The sequence below is a fragment of the Dyadobacter sp. CY261 genome (assembly GCF_021440085.1).
Taxonomy (GTDB): Bacteria; Bacteroidota; Bacteroidia; order Cytophagales; family Spirosomataceae; genus Dyadobacter.
In genome coordinates this window covers 1-1929 of sequence record NZ_JAKCPW010000049.1, presented here as the reverse complement: position 1 = coordinate 1929, position 1929 = coordinate 1, and the positions used below count along the sequence as shown (strand labels likewise).

4 protein-coding genes are annotated in these 1929 nt (G+C 48.2%); all 4 read right to left on the bottom strand.

Features of this window, described 5'->3' with window-relative positions; all coding sequences use genetic code 11:
* Window positions 1–632, bottom strand: a 632-nt coding sequence (locus LZD49_RS35220; protein WP_234673333.1) for a hypothetical protein, incomplete at its 3' end; no start/stop codon positions are given.
* 22 nt (window positions 633–654) lie between these two features.
* Entirely contained in the window at window positions 655–1101 is a 447-nt protein-coding gene (locus tag LZD49_RS35215; protein ID WP_234673331.1) for a M15 family metallopeptidase, read from the bottom strand.
* Entirely contained in the window at window positions 1098–1643 is a 546-nt protein-coding gene (locus tag LZD49_RS35210; protein WP_234673329.1) for a hypothetical protein, read from the bottom strand. Before LZD49_RS35210 ends, LZD49_RS35215 begins: the two co-directional genes overlap by 4 nt.
* A 44-nt stretch (window positions 1644–1687) precedes the next feature.
* Window positions 1688–1929, bottom strand: a 242-nt coding sequence (locus LZD49_RS35205; protein WP_234673327.1) for a hypothetical protein, incomplete at its 5' end; no start/stop codon positions are given.

Here is a 1929-nt window from a genome sequence, read left to right as displayed (position 1 = left end):
GCAGTGTCTTTGGCTGTAATAGCCGTATTCCGTGCTGTGATCGCGGCCGTACGCGCAGAAACTGCCGTATCCTTTGCGATAAGCGCCGCAGTGGCCATTTGTGTAGCAGCCGACGCCTTTACAATCGCGGTATCAGCTGCTATTTGGGCATCAATTTTGGAAGAATCTGCATACTGGGCAGACAACCATGAATTGTAAGTATCTCCGGCAATCTGAACCTCAATAATATCAAGCGAAATTTTTCCCAGCGTTGGCGTTCCGCCGCCAGTTCCTGGTTTTAAATCCGTGACAAGTCTACGTATCCTTGGATTTCCCCATGAAATGTAGCATTGGGAGAGCATCGGCAAAGATGCGATCTGCTGCTGGGTAAATGATACGGTGACATAATTTGAATGAACCTCGACGTCGATCGCTGTCGAATCGATCAGGCGCAGCGCATCCCGGTAAACCTCAGCCACCACCGGGCCTTCGATCACGTACCCGGGCTTGACCTGGAAGCTGAACGAAAACGGGCTAAGCTTTGAGACCTGGAAGCCAGGCAATTTGGGAGGCCGGGTGTTGACGTCCGGAATCGTCTGCGCGTGTGCTATAAAAGAGGCAAAAAGCAGCCACAAAAAAATAATGCGTTTCATTTTATTGACGAAGTATGTTAGTTTAAAAATTCTCCCATTGGAAGTGCATTCCATCTTTCGAAGCGGCCGACCAGTCCGCCCCGCATATCCACCCGATATCCCGCCACACCTGTACGAACTCGTCGGACCAGGTCACCTTACCACGGAATGGATTAAGTGCTGCATTCAGGTCTATCGCGATCGCCCATGCATGCGTGGATATTCCCGAGCTGCCGCGTTTCGATCTGATATTAAAACATCCATCATAGCTCACGATTTCCGCGTGTACGCCTATTGATATCAACTTCCTCAGCGTGGTTTGCAGCGGGATTAGGATAAGCCGGTTCAGGTAGATTTTTTTTGGCATTGCCGGAATGGCTTCACGGATATCCTGCGGCACCTCCCACAGGATCATCCATGTCTTTTCGAAAGCCAGACGGTTTTTATACGGGTCGCCAAACTTTGCAATCAATTGTGCTTGTGTCTTCATGGCTCTACCTCCTCCTTTTCTCTCTGAAAACTCAATAAATCCTTATAGTCGCCAGTCTCGCGGAACTTCCGGAACGGTGCACTAAACCATTTAGGAAGCAGGTTTGGTAATATCTGGTCAATTAAATCGCACGACTTGATAAAGTAGTACGTGAACATTATCGCATACCCACCAAAAATGAAGTACAGCGCAACCCCCGGAACTGGATTAGCCCCCGAAACCGCCTGTGTAACGATCTTGAACACCACAGAAATCACCACTGAGGCCACGTAGCCGAGCAGTACGACCGAAACCATTACCACAAACTGTTCGACGGTCTTGCGCATAAATATTTCAGCTTTGGCCTCCCCCGATTTATAGTGCTTGACCAGTCCGAGAAACGTCATTAATCCAAAGCAAATCCCGACAGCAGCCATCAAATCAATGGTTAAATCCTTCCGGTAGTTGAACACCTGAATGAACCCGACAGTAGAAGAAGAGAGCAGCAGGAAGGCCGGATTTGTAGCCATTCCCTTTATTGTCAAACCGACTGATGTTAGCATACTGCCAATGTTAAAATAATCTGAAAATTTCATTGTCTTCTCGGTTAGTGAGCAGAAAGCCCGGTTAAAAATCCTGTCCCGAAGCCAACCCCGAACCCCCATTTAAAGCCTTTCCAAAATGGCCACTTCCGCCTTTCCTCGCTGATCGCGGCTTCAAAATTTTGTTTCTGCACCTGGATTTGCAGAGCTTGCAGACGCACGGCGTTTCGTAGCTCTGCAACTTCTTTTGTTTGGGATTCATAAGCTGATCTTAAACTGAATAGGGTGGGTTTTAATAACTCATATC

What these genes read in the sequence shown, in the direction of transcription:
- LZD49_RS35215 (WP_234673331.1), bottom strand. Translation starts at nt 1,101, where the DNA reads ATGAAGACACAAGCACAATTGATTGCAAAGTTTGGCGACCCGTATAAA.
- LZD49_RS35210 (WP_234673329.1), bottom strand. Translation starts at nt 1,643, where the DNA reads ATGCTAACATCAGTCGGTTTGACAATAAAGGGAATGGCTACAAATCCG.